The 13,547-nt window shown below is 70.0% G+C and carries 17 protein-coding genes; 7 read left to right on the top strand and 10 right to left on the bottom strand.

Annotated elements, in window-relative coordinates; all coding sequences use genetic code 11:
• The first annotated feature begins 18 nt into the window (after window positions 1–18).
• The gene (locus tag J7E89_RS07755; RefSeq protein ID WP_214969975.1) at window positions 19–360 is read left to right on the top strand and encodes a DUF1330 domain-containing protein; all 342 of its coding nucleotides are present in this window, start codon (window positions 19–21) and stop codon (window positions 358–360) included.
• A gap of 39 nt (window positions 361–399) precedes the next feature.
• Here J7E89_RS07755 and J7E89_RS07750 read toward each other — a convergent pair whose 3' ends face one another.
• The 5 genes from J7E89_RS07750 to J7E89_RS07730 all read right to left on the bottom strand — a co-directional run bounded on the left by J7E89_RS07750 (window position 400) and on the right by J7E89_RS07730 (window position 5,006).
• A complete protein-coding gene (locus J7E89_RS07750; protein ID WP_214969972.1) occupies window positions 400–1,470 on the bottom strand; it encodes a hypothetical protein in 1,071 nt (356 codons plus the stop codon).
• Between the two features lie 51 nt (window positions 1,471–1,521).
• Window positions 1,522–2,145 (bottom strand): GNAT family N-acetyltransferase, encoded by a 624-nt coding sequence (locus J7E89_RS07745; RefSeq protein WP_214969970.1) that lies wholly within the window; start codon window positions 2,143–2,145, stop codon window positions 1,522–1,524.
• 71 nt (window positions 2,146–2,216) lie between these two features.
• Window positions 2,217–2,456 (bottom strand): hypothetical protein, encoded by a 240-nt coding sequence (locus J7E89_RS07740; RefSeq protein WP_214969968.1) that lies wholly within the window; start codon window positions 2,454–2,456, stop codon window positions 2,217–2,219.
• Between the two features lie 597 nt (window positions 2,457–3,053).
• On the bottom strand, window positions 3,054–3,716 hold the full coding sequence (gene msrA / locus J7E89_RS07735) for a peptide-methionine (S)-S-oxide reductase MsrA (RefSeq protein WP_214969966.1): 663 nt from the start codon (window positions 3,714–3,716) through the stop codon (window positions 3,054–3,056).
• A 183-nt stretch (window positions 3,717–3,899) separates the two neighbouring features.
• Window positions 3,900–5,006, bottom strand: coding sequence for a hypothetical protein (locus J7E89_RS07730; protein ID WP_214969964.1), 1,107 nt, complete (start codon window positions 5,004–5,006; stop codon window positions 3,900–3,902).
• Between the two features lie 82 nt (window positions 5,007–5,088).
• Here J7E89_RS07730 and J7E89_RS07725 point away from each other — a divergent pair, with 82 nt between their 5' ends.
• On the top strand, window positions 5,089–6,234 hold the full coding sequence (locus tag J7E89_RS07725; protein WP_214969962.1) for a cystathionine gamma-synthase: 1,146 nt from the start codon (window positions 5,089–5,091) through the stop codon (window positions 6,232–6,234).
• Between the two features lie 220 nt (window positions 6,235–6,454).
• On the opposite strand, the gene J7E89_RS07720 is transcribed toward J7E89_RS07725, so the two are convergent.
• From J7E89_RS07720 to J7E89_RS07710, 3 genes are read right to left on the bottom strand one after another with little or no spacing between them, the layout of a single operon-like run.
• Window positions 6,455–6,706 carry a hypothetical protein gene (locus J7E89_RS07720; RefSeq protein WP_214969960.1) on the bottom strand — a complete coding sequence of 84 codons (252 nt, stop codon included), beginning with the start codon at window positions 6,704–6,706 and terminating at the stop codon, window positions 6,455–6,457.
• Window positions 6,703–7,164 carry a sigma factor-like helix-turn-helix DNA-binding protein gene (locus J7E89_RS07715; RefSeq protein WP_214969958.1) on the bottom strand — a complete coding sequence of 154 codons (462 nt, stop codon included), beginning with the start codon at window positions 7,162–7,164 and terminating at the stop codon, window positions 6,703–6,705. The genes J7E89_RS07720 and J7E89_RS07715 overlap by 4 nt, the downstream gene beginning before the upstream one ends.
• A gap of 32 nt (window positions 7,165–7,196) precedes the next feature.
• Window positions 7,197–7,733, bottom strand: a complete 537-nt coding sequence (locus J7E89_RS07710) for a MarR family winged helix-turn-helix transcriptional regulator (protein ID WP_214969956.1) — start codon at window positions 7,731–7,733, stop codon at window positions 7,197–7,199.
• Window positions 7,734–7,880: 147 nt separating this feature from the next.
• Here J7E89_RS07710 and ilvA point away from each other — a divergent pair, with 147 nt between their 5' ends.
• The 3 genes from ilvA (at window position 7,881) to J7E89_RS07695 (ending at window position 11,037) form a co-directional block, all read left to right on the top strand.
• A complete protein-coding gene (ilvA, locus tag J7E89_RS07705) occupies window positions 7,881–9,110 on the top strand; it encodes a threonine ammonia-lyase (RefSeq protein ID WP_214969954.1) in 1,230 nt (409 codons plus the stop codon).
• A gap of 101 nt (window positions 9,111–9,211) precedes the next feature.
• Window positions 9,212–10,183 carry an ATP-binding cassette domain-containing protein gene (locus J7E89_RS07700; protein WP_214969951.1) on the top strand — a complete coding sequence of 324 codons (972 nt, stop codon included), beginning with the start codon at window positions 9,212–9,214 and terminating at the stop codon, window positions 10,181–10,183.
• On the top strand, window positions 10,180–11,037 hold the full coding sequence (locus tag J7E89_RS07695; protein ID WP_214969948.1) for an ABC transporter permease: 858 nt from the start codon (window positions 10,180–10,182) through the stop codon (window positions 11,035–11,037). Before J7E89_RS07700 ends, J7E89_RS07695 begins: the two co-directional genes overlap by 4 nt.
• An 88-nt stretch (window positions 11,038–11,125) precedes the next feature.
• On the opposite strand, the gene greA is transcribed toward J7E89_RS07695, so the two are convergent.
• Both greA and J7E89_RS07685 read right to left on the bottom strand, forming a co-directional pair.
• Entirely contained in the window at window positions 11,126–11,623 is a 498-nt protein-coding gene (gene greA / locus J7E89_RS07690; protein ID WP_214969945.1) for a transcription elongation factor GreA, read from the bottom strand.
• Between the two features lie 146 nt (window positions 11,624–11,769).
• The gene (locus J7E89_RS07685) at window positions 11,770–12,189 is read right to left on the bottom strand and encodes a DUF4307 domain-containing protein (RefSeq protein ID WP_214969942.1); all 420 of its coding nucleotides are present in this window, start codon (window positions 12,187–12,189) and stop codon (window positions 11,770–11,772) included.
• Window positions 12,190–12,308: 119 nt separating this feature from the next.
• On the opposite strand from J7E89_RS07685, the gene mca reads away from it, so the two are divergent.
• Together mca and J7E89_RS07675 are read left to right on the top strand one after the other, a co-directional pair.
• On the top strand, window positions 12,309–13,190 hold the full coding sequence (gene mca / locus J7E89_RS07680) for a mycothiol conjugate amidase Mca (RefSeq protein ID WP_214969928.1): 882 nt from the start codon (window positions 12,309–12,311) through the stop codon (window positions 13,188–13,190).
• Window positions 13,183–13,479, top strand: a complete 297-nt coding sequence (locus J7E89_RS07675; protein WP_251060221.1) for a hypothetical protein — start codon at window positions 13,183–13,185, stop codon at window positions 13,477–13,479. The genes mca and J7E89_RS07675 overlap by 8 nt, the downstream gene beginning before the upstream one ends.
• The last annotated feature ends 68 nt before the right edge of the window (window positions 13,480–13,547 follow it).

The following is a 13,547-nucleotide window of genomic DNA, read 5'->3' as shown; positions in this document are numbered from 1 at the left end:
TCCCCGGGGAGGAACACCATGAGTGCCTACGCCATCGGTCACCTGCGAGCCGCCGCCCAGCACGAGGACATCTTCACGTACATGGAGCGGATCCAGGCCACCCTCGCCCCCTTCGCGGGACACTTCCTGGTCCACGGGACGGAGGTTGAAGTCCTTGAGGGGGAGTGGCCCGGCTACCTGGTCATCATCGGCTTCCCGGACATCGAGAAGGCGCGCGACTGGTACGACTCCGAGGCCTACCAGGAGATCCTGCCGCTGCGTACGAGGCACATCACCGGGGACGTGATCCTGGCTGAGGGCGTCGCTCCAGGTTACGACGCGGCGGACACGGCGGCGAGGATGCGGCAGCAAGCGGGATGACTGCGGGATGACGGGGGGACCGTCCTCGTCTGCCGCTCCTCACGGGCGGCCGGATCCCAGCGCGGCGAGGCCACGGGCGTGATCGAAGGCCGGCGTGGGGTCGTTGGCGTCGGTCCACGGGGCGGCTCCGCACCAGCCGCCGATCAGCCGGAACTGCGCCAGGGCTTCGGCGTAGCGCCCGGTCTTCACGAGGGTCGCGGCGAGGAGGTGTCGTATCGGGGGCAGCCGGGGATCGTCGGGCTCTGCCTGGGCCAGATCGGCCTGGATCCGGGCGAGCATCGGCTTGGTGACCCAGGTGCGGTAGGCCTGGTCGCCCTCCTGGAGCACGGCCTCGTGGACGGCGTGCAGGCAGATGGCGGAGAGCAGGCTGTTGGCGGGCGCCGACGCGGCCGCCTCCTTGGCGAACTTGAACATCAGCTTGTGGGAGCCGTACCACTTCTGGGACCAGTACTGGAGGGCCTGCCAGTGTGCGTCGTAATGCTGCGGCGCGCGAGCGGTGAGTTCGGCCCACAGCTGCCGGAACTCGTCGTGCGAGAGCCCGAGTCCGCGCGCGGCGGCGACCATCGTGATCCACGGGCAGGGGTCGCGCGGCGCCAGCCTGGCGGCCTCCTGGGCGGCGTACATCGCGGTCGGCAGCAGCTCGGCGAAGAGTGCCATCCGGCCGTCCGAGGTCTGCCCGGCGTACTTCGCACCGCGCGCCGCCCAGGCGCGCAGGAGGAGCGCGTGCGCGTGTACGACCACGGCGTCCGCGTCCCGCGGCCGCTCGGCGCGCCAGGTCCGCAGCCAGCGCTCGTCCTCGACGGCGACGTCCGCGAAGACTTCGACGAGCCGCCAGCGCGTCTCCCATGCCTTGTCGTCCGAGGCTGCGGCCAACAGGCCGGAGGCGGGCTCCCAATCGCCCTGGCAGGCGGCGTCGAGGGCGATTCGAAGCGCGGGCTCGTCGCGGGGCGGGCCGGCGCGCCGGTTGTCGAGTTGATCGCGGGGGACGAGGCCGTAGGCGGTGGCGTCGAAGCGCTTGGCCTGCTGGTTGCGGAGGGCGAGGCGGGCGACATGGACGAGCGCCCAGGCGAGAGCGGCCAGGCCGACGGCGGTGACGAGGTTCGTGAACACGGGACGTAATAATCCCTGGTCAGGGTCACGGTACGTACACGGGCTGGAGAATTACCGGACTCGGTAGGTGGGGTGGCGGGTGTGGGTCGGGCCACCCGTCCACTGGCTGCGTTCCAGCGCGTACGCAACGTCCCCTTGCTCCCAGCCGTCGATGCTGTCGGGCCACTCCCCGAACCAGCGGCGTACGAAGAGGAGGCCCGCCTTCTCCATCACGCGCCGGGAACGGGAGTTGACGTACATGGTGTCCGCAGTCACTCTTTGCACGCCGAGGTCGGTGAACCCCTTCTCGATCAGGGCGCGAGCTCCTTCGGTGGCGTAGCCGCGCCCCCAGGCCGCCCGGCCGAGCCGGTACCCGAGCTCGACGACATCGGCGCTGTCGTCGGCGAGCGGCCGGAACTCGAACCAGCCGAGGAACGCTCCCGTCGCTTTTTCCTCGGCGGCCCAGAAGCCGCGGGTTCCGATGCAGGGATAGTCGTGCGTCAGCTGCGGCAGTACGCGCTCGATGACGAATGCGCGGGAGGTGGGCCGCCCTCCGTTGATGAAGCGCATGACTTCGGGATCACTGTCGAGGGCGACGAGCCGATCGATGTCGCTGTCTTGGTCTTCGTCCTCGGCCTCGGCCTCACCGAACGCACGAAGGACGAGCCGCTCGGTCTCGAGAAATATGCTGCGCATCTTCTGATCGTGGTGTGCGGAGCCGCTCGCCACCACCGAATAAGGGGGTGGGGTTTGGCGGTTAGGGGGAGTCAGGCTCTGGACGCCAGGACCGCTCGGACGAATTCGGCCGGTGGTGCGTAGTTGTGGGCTTCGACGTAATGGGCGATCAGCTCCGGCGCGGCATAGACGACGCCCTCACCGATGACTCGTATCTCGGCGCTGCCGCGAGGGCAGTTGTCTCGCGCGCCGAGGAGGCCGAGGAGCCTTGCGGCGCACCAGGGGCAGAAGTGGTAGCCGCGGGTCTGCTGGACGCGGTGAGTGCGTTGCATCTGCTTGAGCGTTTCCACCAGTTGCGGAGAAGGATCACCTTTGGCGTACGGCCTGACACGCGCGAGCCAGCCCACATTGACCTGCGGAAGCCCACGAAAGTCGCGAGAGTCGTGAGAGCCGCCGACTGGCGCGGCTGCTTCTCGCGTCGCGGATTCGTCGGTGTCATAGGTGTAGGGCGTCAAGTCTGCGTAGTAGGTCATTACCGCTGTCTACCAGTCATATCGCTCAGCGGGGCACAGGATCGTGCGGGGGCGTGAGCGGGGAGGGTGGCTTCGAGCGGCCCCGGGGCGTTGATCGCATCTGCGACGGGGCCGCCTTTTCGGAGGGTGGCGCCGGAGGCCCGCCCGCCCCCGGGGGGGAGCCTACGGGGACGGCTCGGGGAGTGGCTGGCGTGTCGCTGCCGGTGGATCGCCGAGCTGGAGAGAGCCCCCCTCGAAGTCGAGGACCTGCTCCGGCATGCGGCCGCCCTTCGAGCCTCGGGTCGCCACCCCTGACCCACCGGCCGCAGCCGCGGCGGCTGGGCGATGAGGAAGACGACCGGGCAGCCGCACACTCCCACAGCCCTACTCAGCCGTACACCCCGTACACACCCCTGCTCAGCCGTTCGCCTTCGCCACGCCGATCGGGCAGGAAACGCCCGTCCCGCCGATACCGCAGTAGCCCGCCGGGTTCTTGTCGAGGTACTGCTGGTGGTACGGCTCCGCCGGCCAGAAGGGGCGGGTGTCCGCCGGGAGGATCTCCGTCGTGATCGTGCCGTGGCCCGTGGCGGTCAGCACCTTCTGGTACGCCTCGCGGGACGCCTCCGCGGCCGCCGCCTGGGCGGGGGAGTGGGTGTAGATCGCCGAGCGGTACTGCGTGCCCACGTCGTTGCCCTGGCGGAAGCCCTGGGTCGGGTTGTGGTTCTCCCAGAAGACCTTCAGCAGCTGCTCGTACGAGACGACGGAAGGGCCGAAGACGACTCGCGCCGCCTCCGTGTGGCCCGTCAGGCCCGAGCATGCCTCCTCGTACGCCGGGTTCTCGGTGTAGCCGCCCTGGTAGCCGACGAGCGTCGTCCAGACGCCCTCCGTCTGCCAGAACTTGCGTTCCGCGCCCCAGAAACAGCCCATGCCGAAGTCGGCGATCTCCAGGCCCTCGGGGTACGGGCCCAGGAGAGGATTGCCCAGGACCGTGTGCCGGGAAGGGACCTCGAACTCCGGGGTCGGGCGGCCCTTCAGGGCCTGCTCCGGGGTGGGGAGCTGGGGGGTACGGCCGAACATCATGCGGATCTCCTCCTGGACGGTCTGCGCCTAGGGTCAACGCGCGGAGGCGGCCGAGGATTCCGCAAAACCGGGCGCGCTGCCTGCCCCCTCGCCCTCCGCCCCCTCTCAGCGCCGCTTCCGCCGTCGTGCCGCCTGCGCCGCGCCCGCCACCGCCGCAGGGGCAGACCGCCGGCGCTCAGCGCGTCACCCCCTCAACGTCGCCGGGCTGCCGCCGTTCGCCTCGTACCCGGCGACCGCCAGCGCCCGGTACACCGCGTAGTCCGCCGCCGGGTCGGGGCTGTGCGTCCAGGGGAGCGCGCCGACGTGACCGTCCACGTGCCGCAGCTGGTCCATGGCCTCCGACCAGCGTTCGGCGCGTACGAGGAAGAGGATCAGCAGGTGCCGTACGTGCGCCAGCATCGGGTCGTCGGGGCGTGCGGCGTGCACCGCGTAGAGCGCGCCCTCCATCGCCCTCGTCACCACGGCGCTCTGGTAGAAACCGCGCACGAGGTTCACCTCGGGCAGGTGCTCGTACACCGCGAACAGGGGCAGCGCCGCGAGCAGAGAGCCCTGCGGCGCGCGGGCGGCGGCCGCGGTCGCGAAGGCGTCGGCGGCCTCGCGCGAGCCGTGCCAGTTCTCGCTGCGGTAGCTCAGCGCGGCGAGATGCGCGCCCATGTGGGTCGGGGCGCGGTCCAGGATCTTCGCCCACAGCTGGTCGAACTCGGCCTCCGGGTAGGCCAGTCCGCGCGCGACAGCCAGTTCGGTGATGTACGGAACGGGGTCGCCCGGCGCGAGAAGCGCCGCCTCGCCGCACACCGTACGGGCCTCCTCCAGGATGATCCGGAAGTCGTCCGTGCCCGGCGTCGACGTACGCCACGCCTGCTGCACCAGGAACTCGGCGTGCACCTGCGCGCCGCCCGCGTCCTTGGGTGCCTCGGCGCGCCACGACCGCAGCCAGCGCCCGCCCTCGCCGGGCTTCTGCGCCAGCTCCAGCGACGCCGCCCCGGCGAACGCCTGCACGCGCTGCCAGCGCACCTCGCCGTCCTTGGGCGTCCCGGCCAGCAGCTGCGCGGCGGCCCGCCAGTCCTCGGAGCGCTGCACCACTTCCAGTACGTCTTCCAGGTCCTGGTCCGGGCCCGGCATCCGGACGTCGAGCAGCTCCTGGCGTACGAAGCCGTAGTCGGCCGGGTCGGCGGCGTCGGGGGAGCCGGGCGCGACCAGGCGGATGCCGCCGGCGCGCCTGCGCAGCACGACAGGGCCGATGACCGCCGCCAGCATGCACAGAGCGATCAGGAACCAGAGAATCTCCATGGCTCCATTGTCCCGGACGGCGGCGGGACGCTCCGAAGGGCCGGGGAGTGACGGGGGCGCCGACGAACTACGCTCGTTTCCCATGAGCGATGACCACAGCTTCGAGACCCTTGCGATCCACGCCGGTAACACCGCGGACCCCCTCACAGGCGCGGTCGTACCGCCGATCTATCAGGTGTCCACGTACAAGCAGGACGGCGTGGGCGGCCTGCGCGGCGGCTACGAGTACAGCCGCAGCGCCAACCCGACCCGCACCGCCCTGGAGGAGAACCTGGCGGCACTGGAAGGCGGCAGCCTCGGGCTGGCCTTCGCGTCGGGCCTCGCGGCGGAGGACTGCCTGCTGAGGACCCTGCTGAGCCCCGGGGACCACGTGGTCATCCCGAACGACGCGTACGGCGGCACCTTCCGGCTCTTCGCCAAGGTCGTCTCGCGGTGGGGCGTGACCTTCTCGGTCGCCGACACCTCCGACCCGGACGCGGTACGCGCGGCCCTCACCCCGCAGACCAAGGTGATCTGGGTCGAGACCCCCTCGAACCCGCTCCTCGGCATCAGCGACATCCAGGCGCTCGCGGGTATCGCGCGGGCGGCCGGCGTCCGGCTGGTCGTCGACAACACCTTCGCGAGCCCCTACCTCCAGCAGCCGCTCGCGCTCGGCGCGGATGTCGTCGTGCACTCGACGACGAAGTACATGGGCGGGCACTCGGACGTCGTCGGCGGCGCGCTGATCGTCAACGACGCGGCGCTGGGTGAGGAGCTGACGTACCACCAGAACGCGATGGGCGCGGTCGCCGGGCCCTTCGACGCGTGGCTCGTGCTGCGCGGCATCAAGACGCTCGCGGTGCGGATGGACCGCCACAGCGAGAACGCCACGCGCGTCGCGGACATGCTGACGCGGCACGCTCGCGTCACTCAGGTCCTGTACCCGGGGCTGCCGGAGCACCCCGGACACGAGACCGCGGCCAAGCAGATGAAGGCGTTCGGCGGGATGGTGTCGTTCCGCGTCGAGGGCGGCGAGGAGGCGGCGGTCGAGGTCTGCAACCGGGCTCAGCTCTTCACGCTGGGTGAGTCGCTGGGTGGTGTGGAGTCGCTGATCGAGCACCCGGGGCGGATGACGCACGCGTCGGCGGCGGGGTCTGCGCTGGAGGTGCCGGGGGATCTGGTGCGGTTGTCGGTGGGCATCGAGTCGGGCGACGACCTGCTGGCCGACCTGAAGCAGATGCTGGGCTGACCCTGGCCCCGCCGGGTGGGTGCGGGTTGCCTGCGGCGCTTTCCCGACCAGCCCCTTCCCGCTGTGACACTGTGCGGCTCCGCCGCGTGAGGGGCGCTGCCCGGACCCCGCTCCTCAAACGCCGGAGGGGCTGGGTGGTGCCCCCAGCTTCGGCAAGGGGCGGGCAGGGGACAGCGCCGCAGGCAACCCGCACTCGCACCGCACCCCCACCCCACGGCCACTACCAGCCCTCCAGCGGCGGTGCTATCTCCGTCGGCGGCGCCACCCACGGTTGCTCCACCGCCGCCCACACCATGAACGCCACCACCGCCAGCGCGAACAGCACCCACATCAGCCGCCGCGCGAGCGTCCGGCGGCGCAGCAGGCGCGCGCCGCGCTCGGCGGCGTGCGGGCCCAGGTCCGCGGGGACCGGCGGGTGCGCTCCCTCCAGCATCCGCCGCACCTCGTCCTGCTTGCGGTCGGGGAGGCTCACCGCGCCGCCACCTCCGGCGGCTTGCTGCGCATCGTGGCCACCGCGCGCGTACAGATCGCCCTGACCCGCTCCGCCGGCAGCCCGATCTGCGCCGCCACCTGCTCCTCGGCCACACCCTCGTACAGGCGCAGCACCAGCACCAGCCGCTCCTGCGGAGTCAGCCGCTCCAGTACGCCGCCCCCGGCAACGTGCTGCCGATAGCGCCACGCGCTACGCGCGAAACGGGCCGCGAGTTCCTGGCGGGTGCGGTCGTACGGGTCCTCGCCGCGCAGCCGCTCCCAGTCCGCGTACGTGCGGGAAAGAGCGGCGGTCAGCAGTTGCCGCGCACGTGCGTTGTCGTCCGGCGGCTCGGCCGTCAGAAGCGTCGCGGCATGCAGCAGCCGCCCTGCCGCGCCCGCGACGAACGCCTCGAACTCCCGGGCTCTGCGGCGATGCCGATTCGCCTGCCGCTCTCGCACGCCCTCATATCAGGCCAGGAACCGGCCCGGGGTCAAGAGGTCGGAGGCACCTCTGCGCCGGTGTCCGTACCTTCCGCTCCCGCCTCCGCCGCAGCCGCACTCTGGCGGGCCGACAGCGCGGAATTGAAGCGCGTCAGGAGCGTGCAGAAGGAATCACGCTCCTCCTGGCTCCAGCCCTCCGTCACCTGCGCCATCAGTTCGCGCCGTGAAGACCGCACCTCGTCGAGCCGCGCCTGGCCGCGCGGTGACAGCTGGAGCACGACCGCGCGGCCGTCCTCCGGGTGCGACGTGCGCTTCACCAGGCCCGTGTCGACGAGCGGCGCGACCTGCCTGGTCACGGTCGAGGAGTCGATCCCCATGCCCGCGGCGAGCGCCTTGACGCCCATCGGGCCTTCCTGGTCGAGCCGGTTGAGCAGCAGATAGGCCGCGCGGTCCATGGAGTTGCGGACCTGGCCCACGCCGCCGAGCCTGGTCTGCTCGGCGCGGCGGGCGAAGATGGCCACCTGGTGCTGGAGGGCATCGAGGAGGCCGGTGTCCGGATCAGTCGTCATGTCCTGGGAAGTGGGCATGGCTGGGGGCTCTCTTCGTGCGGTGGTCGGTTTGGTGGGGGACAGAGTACGCGGGTGGCAGCGGGTGCGTACCGGCGCTGCGATAAACGGATGGACGGCCTTGGGCCCCGGCGGCCGCCCGACCGCTGAGCTGCCAGACTTGCGGTCATGAGCTTCCGTACGTCTGACCCCTTTCGCCACCTCATCCTCGACGACATCCGCGGGGCGCAGAAGATGCTCTCGGGGGTGGCGAGGACCACGGCGATGGAAGGCAGCCGGCATCTGTCGCAGCTGGTCGGATCCCCTGTCCACCTGAAGTGCGAGAACCTCCAGCGGACCGGTTCGTTCAAGCTGCGCGGCGCGTATGTACGGATCGCCGGCCTGTCCCCGGAGCAGCGCGCGGCCGGCGTCGTCGCCGCCAGCGCCGGCAACCATGCCCAGGGCGTCGCGCTGGCCTCCACCCTCCTCGGCGTACGCTCCACGGTCTTCATGCCGGTCGGGGCGCCCCTGCCGAAGGTCGCGGCGACGCGGGAGTACGGCGCCGAGGTGCGGATGCACGGGCAGGTCGTCGACGAGACGCTGGCCGCCGCGCAGGAGTACTCCGACACCACGGGCGCGGCCTTCATCCACCCCTTCGACCACCCCGACATCGTCGCGGGGCAGGGCACGCTCGGCCTGGAGATCCTGGAGCAGTGCCCGGAGGTACGGACGATCGTCGTCGGGGTGGGTGGTGGCGGGCTGGCCGCGGGTATCGCGATCGCGGTCAAGGCGCTGCGGCCCGACGTGCGGATCATCGGCGTACAGGCGGCGAACGCGGCGTGCTATCCGCCGTCGCTGGCGGCCGGGCGGCCGGTGTCGATCGACACACTGCAGACGATGGCGGACGGCATCAAGGTGGGGCGGCCCGGCGACGTACCTTTCGCCGTCATCAATCAGCTGCTCGACGGTGTCGTCACGGTCACCGAGGACGAGCTGTCCAGCGCGCTGCTGCTGTGCCTGGAGCGGGCCAAGATGGTCGTCGAACCGGCCGGCGCGAGCCCGGTCGCGGCGCTGCTGAGCAAGCCGGAGTCGTTCGAGGGGCCGGTGGTCGCGGTGCTGTCGGGCGGCAATGTCGATCCGCTGCTGATGCAGCGCATCCTGCGGCACGGCATGGCGGCGGCGGGCCGTTATCTGTCGCTGCGACTGCGCCTGGCGGACCGTCCGGGCGCCCTGGCCGGGCTCCTCGGGGTGCTGTCGGTGGTCGACGCCAACGTCCTCGATGTGGGTCATGTACGGACCGACCCGCGACTGGGACTCACCGAAGTCGAGGTGGAGCTGCACCTGGAGACGAAGGGCCCGGAGCACTGCGCGGAGGTCAGGTCGGCGCTGCGGGAAGCGGGATACACCGTGATGTCCTGAAAACTTCGCGCTGCTGCTTGGCGCTTCACCGGGCGGGAAAAGCCCCGCAAAACTAAAATGCGCAGAGGAATTTTCGCCCAAGTACTCATGGGGGACCTCTTATGCCAGGCGCCATCTACGCCGAAGGCCTGGTGAAGACCTTCGGCGACGTAAAGGCCCTCGACGGTGTCGATCTCGACGTACCGGAAGGGACAGTCCTGGGCCTCCTCGGCCCGAACGGCGCCGGCAAGACCACCGCCGTGCGCGTGCTGACGACACTGCTCCAGCCGGACAGCGGAAAAGCCGTCGTCGCCGGCATCGACGTGCTGAAACACCCCAACGAAGTGCGCCGCTCCATAGGCCTGTCCGGCCAGTTCGCCGCCGTCGACGAGTACCTCACCGGGCGCGAGAACCTCCAGATGGTCGGCAGGCTCTACCAGATGTCCGCGAAGGCCGCGAAGGTCCGCGCGGACGAACTTCTGGAGCGCTTCAACCTCGCCGACGCCGCCGACCGTACGGCCAAGACCTACTCCGGCGGCATGCGCCGCCGCCTCGACCTCGCCGCCGCGCTTGTCGTCAGCCCGCCCGTGATGTTCATGGACGAGCCGACCACCGGACTCGACCCGCGAAACCGCCAGCAGCTGTGGGAAGTCATCCAGGAACTGGTCTCGGGAGGTACGACGCTCCTGCTCACCACCCAGTACCTCGAAGAGGCCGACCACCTGGCCCACGACATCTGCGCCATCGACCACGGCCGGGTCATCGCGCGCGGTACCTCCGACCAGCTCAAGGCCCGGACCGGCGGCGAGCGCATCGAGGTCGTCGTGCACGATCCCGAGTACCTCTCCGCCGCCGACGAGGTGCTGCGCGCCTTCGGTAAGGGCGCGAGCAAGACCGAGCAGCACACCCGCAAGATCACGGTCCCGGTCGCCGGCGGCGCCAAGCTGCTTGCCGAGGTCATCCGCGAGCTGGACACCCGCGGGGTCGAGATCGACGACATCGGGCTGCGCAGGCCCACCCTTGACGACGTTTTCATCTCGCTGACCGGCCACGCGGCCGAGGTCGCTGAGGAAGAAGCGGAGGCCGCCGAGTGAGCGCCGTAACGGACACCGTCACCTCCGGCAACCGGGCCCCGAAGCCGCGCGGCGGCCTCTCCCAGTCGGTCACCGACTCGCTGGTCATCGCGAAACGGAACCTGATCCGCATGGCGCGGATCCCCGAGATGATCATCTTCGGGCTGATCCAGCCGGTGATGTTCGTCGTCCTCTTCAGCTACGTCTTCGGCGGCTCCATGAGCATCGGCGGCAGCCTCGACCCCGCCAGGTACCGCGAATTCCTGATGGCGGGCATCTTCGCCCAGACCGTCACTTTCGCCACGGCCGGCGCGGGCGCGGGCATCGCGGACGACATGCACAAAGGCCTCGTCGACCGCTTCCGCTCCCTGCCCATGGCCCGCGGCGCGGTCCTCACCGGCCGTACCCTCGCCGACCTGGTGCAGACGGCGCTGACCGTCGTGGTCCTCGCCGTCGTCGGCCTGCTGGTCGGCTGGCGCATCCACGAGGGCATCCTCAAGGCGCTCGGTGCCTTCGGCCTGCTGCTGTTCCTGGGATACGCGTTCTCCTGGATCGGCGCACTGATCGGCCTCTCGGTCCGGACACCGGAGGCAGCCACCTCGGGCGGCCTGATCTGGCTCTTCCCCGTGACGTTCGTCTCCAACGCGTTCGTGGACCCGACAATGATGGCCTCCTGGATCCGCCCGGTGGCCGAGTGGAACCCCTTCAGCGCCACGGTGCAGGCCTGCCGGGAGCTCTTCGGCAACCCGGGCGTCGTACGGTCCGACGCCTGGCCCATGGAGCACCCGGTGCTGGCCTCGCTGCTCTGGTCGGTCCTGATCATCGTGGTCTTCAGGACGCTGGCGGTCCGCAAGTACCGCTCCGCGACGATCTGACCGTACGGACGATCCGACCGTACGGACGGAGGAAGCCCCCGGCCCGGTAATCCGGCCGGGGGCTTCCTCTTTACCGCCCCTGAGCTGCTCAGCCCTGGTACGGCGTGGCTTCGAGGATCTTCACCGAAGCCTTGTTGCCGTTGGGCATCTCGTACTGCGCGTCCTCGCCGACCTTCTTGCCCATCACGCCGGTGCCGAGCGGCGACTGCGGCGAGTAGGTCTCGACGTCGGCGCTCGCGTACTCGCGCGAGGCGAGCAGGAACGTCATCGTGTCGTCCTCGTCGCCGTCGAAGGCGATCGTGACGACCATGCCGGGTGCCACGACACCACTGATCGTCGGGGCCTCGCCGACCTTCGCGTTCTCCAGGAGCTGGGTCAGCTGGCGCACACGGAGCTCCTGCTTGCCCTGCTCCTCCTTGGCCGCGTGGTACCCGCCGTTCTCGCGCAGGTCCCCCTCCTCGCGGGCAGCCGCGATCTTCGTCGCGATCTCCGTGCGTGCGGGACCCGACAGGTACTCCAGCTCGGCCTTGAGCTGGTCGTACGCCTCCTGGGTCAGCCAGGTGACGCTCTCGCTGGTCTGGGTCACAGGTGCTCCTCGTCGGTACTTGGAATACAAAGCAAGCATCGCCCTCCCCAGAAGGATGTGCCTCCAGGGGCGGGCGAAACCACGAGCCTAACAATTCAGGCGGAAAAGGGGGAGGAGGAAAACTACCGGAGCAGCATCTCCGCAGGTCAGCCTGTCGAACCGCCGTCCGCGGTACAGCCTGTCAGTTCGGTGCTCGTCGCCCTGGACGTTGTACGGACCGTATAGATCTCGTCGATGCGCCCGCCGCCCGACGCGTCGATACGGACGTCCCTGCGGCCCACCTCGGCTCCGTCCTCCGCGAGCGAGCGCAGGGTGCAGGTGCCGGCCGCGTCCGCCTTCTTGCGTACTTCGAGGTGGACCTTGACCTCGGAGTCCGAGACGGTGTCGAACTTGATGAGCTCGGCGCTGATCTGCTGTGCGGTGACGTAGTCGTAACCGAACCAGCCCGTCATCGCCAGGAGCCCGGCGCCGAGCACGGCGCCCACGATCTTGAGCTTGCGGTCCGCGCGCTCGTCCGCCGAGCGGCCGTAGCGGCCTTCGGGAAGGTCCTGACGCACCGCGGTCATGATCGTTCCTCCTGGGTCGGGAGCCGGCCGGATGATGGCTGCTGTCTCCGGAATTTTCCGCCCCCTGATTCGGTCACTATAGAAGCCGCTTATTGCGCCGAATCATTGAGGATCGAGTCTTGACTGAGCAGCTGCGACTGATGGCCGTTCACGCACACCCCGACGACGAGTCGAGCAAGGGTGCGGCGACCATGGCGAAGTATGTGTCCGAGGGGGTGGACGTGCTGGTCGTGACCTGCACGGGGGGCGAGCGCGGTTCCATCCTCAATCCGAAGCTCCAGGGCGACAAGTACATCGAGGAGCACATCCACGAGGTCCGCAAGAAAGAGATGGACGAGGCTCGCGAGATCCTCGGCGTCCGGCAGGAGTGGCTCGGCTTCGTCGACTCCGGGCTGCCGGAGGGCGACCCGCTGCCGCCGCTGCCGCAGGGCTGCTTCGCGCTGGAGGACGTCGATGTGGCGGCGGGCCGGCTGGTGAAGTCCATCCGTACGTTCCGTCCGCAGGTCATCACGACGTACGACGAGAACGGCGGCTACCCGCACCCCGACCACATCATGACCCACAAGATCACGATGGTGGCTTTCGAGGGGGCGGCGGACACCGAGAAGTTCCCGGAGGCGGAGTTCGGCCCGGCGTACCAGCCGCAGAAGCTCTACTACAACCAGGGCTTCAACCGGCCGCGCACCGTCGCGCTCCACGAGGCGCTGATCGAGCGCGGCATGGAGTCTCCGTACGGGGAGTGGCTGGAGCGGTGGAAGGAGTTCCAGCGGGCGGAGCGGACGCTGACCACGTACGTTCCGTGCGCGGACTTCTTCGAGATCCGCGACAAGGCGCTCATCGCGCACGCGACGCAGATCGACCCGGACGGCGGCTGGTTCCGCGTCCCGATGGACATCCAGCGGGACGTCTGGCCGACGGAGGAGTACGAGCTGGCGAAGTCCCTCGTCGATACGTCCCTCCCCGAGAGCGACCTGTTCGCGGGCATCCGCGACAATGCCTGATGTGAACGTAACCCTGGCAATGACGCAGTTCGTGCCGCTCGCCGCGGACAAGTTCGACAAGAACAAGGTGACCCCGGGTGTGCTCGGGTTCCTGGTGTTCGCGGCGCTGGCTGTCGGCGTGTGGATGCTGATGAAGTCGATGAACCGCCACATGGGCAAGGTCAACTTCGAAGAGGCGCCGGATCCGGCGGCGGAGAGCGAGAAGACCGCGGTGTCGGCTTCCGCTGCCGGTCCGGGTTCCGCACCGGCTTCCGGGGACCCTGCGGGGGAGCGCCCGAAGGACGCGTAGGGACGCCCTGCGGGCGTGTCCTCAAACGCCGGACGGGCTGGATGTTGCCGCTTGCGGCAGCCTTTCAG

This window comes from Streptomyces sp. ISL-100 (assembly GCF_018614615.1).
Taxonomy (GTDB): Bacteria; Actinomycetota; Actinomycetes; order Streptomycetales; family Streptomycetaceae; genus Streptomyces.
The sequence above is the reverse complement of the archived record's forward strand: the minus strand, read 5'-3'. Positions and strand labels throughout refer to the sequence as shown.

Bases quoted from the DNA above. Each gene is read 5' to 3' on its own strand.
- J7E89_RS07755 (WP_214969975.1), top strand. From the start codon at position 19: ATGAGTGCCTACGCCATCGGTCACCTGCGAGCCGCCGCCCAGCACGAG.
- J7E89_RS07745 (WP_214969970.1), bottom strand. From the start codon at position 2,145: ATGCGCAGCATATTTCTCGAGACCGAGCGGCTCGTCCTTCGTGCGTTC.
- J7E89_RS07740 (WP_214969968.1), bottom strand. From the start codon at position 2,456: ATGCAACGCACTCACCGCGTCCAGCAGACCCGCGGCTACCACTTCTGC.
- msrA (WP_214969966.1), bottom strand. From the start codon at position 3,716: ATGATGTTCGGCCGTACCCCCCAGCTCCCCACCCCGGAGCAGGCCCTG.
- J7E89_RS07730 (WP_214969964.1), bottom strand. From the start codon at position 5,006: ATGGAGATTCTCTGGTTCCTGATCGCTCTGTGCATGCTGGCGGCGGTC.
- J7E89_RS07725 (WP_214969962.1), top strand. From the start codon at position 5,089: ATGAGCGATGACCACAGCTTCGAGACCCTTGCGATCCACGCCGGTAAC.
- J7E89_RS07710 (WP_214969956.1), bottom strand. From the start codon at position 7,733: ATGCCCACTTCCCAGGACATGACGACTGATCCGGACACCGGCCTCCTC.
- ilvA (WP_214969954.1), top strand. From the start codon at position 7,881: ATGAGCTTCCGTACGTCTGACCCCTTTCGCCACCTCATCCTCGACGAC.
- J7E89_RS07700 (WP_214969951.1), top strand. From the start codon at position 9,212: ATGCCAGGCGCCATCTACGCCGAAGGCCTGGTGAAGACCTTCGGCGAC.
- J7E89_RS07685 (WP_214969942.1), bottom strand. From the start codon at position 12,189: ATGACCGCGGTGCGTCAGGACCTTCCCGAAGGCCGCTACGGCCGCTCG.
- J7E89_RS07675 (WP_251060221.1), top strand. From the start codon at position 13,183: ATGCCTGATGTGAACGTAACCCTGGCAATGACGCAGTTCGTGCCGCTC.